The 1,773-nt window shown below is 47.9% G+C and carries 1 rRNA gene; it reads left to right on the top strand.

Going from position 1 to position 1,773, the window contains the following annotated elements:
* Positions 1-1,645, top strand: a 23S ribosomal RNA gene (locus tag BLP81_RS13475); the annotation flags it as partial.
* Between the last annotated feature and the right edge of the window lie 128 nt (positions 1,646-1,773).

The following is a 1,773-nucleotide window of genomic DNA, read 5'->3' as shown; positions in this document are numbered from 1 at the left end:
TTATAGATTAATCTATAAGAGGTAGGGGAGCATTCTAATCTGCGCAGAAGGTGTACTGTAAGGTATGCTGGAGCGATTAGAAAAGAAAATGTAGGCATAAGTAACGATAATGCGGGCGAGAAACCCGCACACCGAAAGACCAAGGATTCCTCAGCTATGCTAATCAGCTGAGGGTTAGTCGGGGCCTAAGGCGAACCCGAAAGGGGTAGTCGATGGACAAGCAGTTAATATTCTGCTACTTGCTTTAAATTAAAAGAGACGGAGAAGGAAATCTAGTGCGTACTGACGGAATAGTACGTTGAACCATCTGTAAGGATGGGATAGTACACCAAAGCTACGGTGGCGGTGATAATCTAGAGGCCGTTCTTCCAAGAAAATCAATTAAAGCAACCCGTACCGTAAACCGACACAGGTAGTTGGGATGAGAAATCTAAGGTGCTCGAGAGATTCATGGCTAAGGAACTAGGCAAAATGGGCCCGTAACTTCGGGAGAAGGGTCGCCCCCAACTTCGGTTGGGGGCCGCAGTGAAGAGGTCCAGGCGACTGTTTATCAAAAACACAGGGCTCTGCTAAATCGAGAGATGCAGTATAGGGCCTGACACCTGCCCGGTGCTGGAAGGTTAAGAGGAGATGTTAGCTTCGGCAAAGCATTGAATTGAAGCCCCAGTAAACGGCGGCCGTAACTATAACGGTCCTAAGGTAGCGAAATTCCTTGTCGGGTAAGTTCCGACCTGCACGAATGGTGCAACGATCTGGACACTGTCTCAGCCATGACCTCGGTGAAATTGTAGTATCGGTGAAGATGCCGATTACCCGCTGTGGGACGAAAAGACCCCGTGAACCTTTACTATAGCTTAGTATTGACTTTGGATAAGTGATGTGTAGGATAGGTGGGAGACATTGAAGCGGCCTCGCTAGGGGCAGTGGAGTCATTGTTGAAATACCACCCTTTACTTGTTTGAAGCCTAACCCCCAATGGGGGGACATTACTTGGTGGGTAGTTTGACTGGGGTGGTCGCCTCCAAAAGAGTAACGGAGGCTTCTAAAGGTTCCCTCAGCACGCTTGGTAACCGTGCGTAGAGTGCAATGGCATAAGGGAGCTTGACTGAGAGACCTACAAGTCGATCAGGTACGAAAGTAGAGCATAGTGATCCGGTGGTTCCGCATGGAAGGGCCATCGCTCAAAGGATAAAAGGTACTCCGGGGATAACAGGCTGATCTCCCCCAAGAGCTCACATCGACGGGGGGGTTTGGCACCTCGATGTCGGCTCGTCACATCCTGGGGCTGGAGAAGGTCCCAAGGGTTGGGCTGTTCGCCCATTAAAGTGGCACGCGAGCTGGGTTCAGAACGTCGTGAGACAGTTCGGTCTCTATCTACAGTGGGCGTTAGAAATTTGAGTGGATCTGACTCTAGTACGAGAGGACCGAGTTGGACAAACCTCTGGTGTATCTGTTGTTCCGCCAGGAGCATAGCAGAGTAGCTACGTTTGGAAGGGATAAGCGCTGAAAGCATATAAGCGCGAAACCCACCACAAGATGAGATTTCTTTAAAGGATCCCCAAAGACGATGGGGTTGATAGGTCACAGGTGTAAAGGCAGTAATGTCATAGCCAAGTGATACTAATTATCCGAAGAGCTTATCTATGAAGATGATTATTATTTTAATTCCTTACTTCAGACTCTAAAGAGCAAAGCCATTACCCTGCAATTCTTATATATTTTTATTATGTCAACTTATTAGAAGTGAGATGTTAGAGAATAGACATCAGATAT

The sequence above is a fragment of the Psychroflexus sediminis genome, assembly GCF_900099815.1.
Classification (GTDB): Bacteria; Bacteroidota; Bacteroidia; order Flavobacteriales; family Flavobacteriaceae; genus Psychroflexus; species Psychroflexus sediminis.
This window is presented reverse-complemented; position numbering and strand designations above follow the sequence as displayed.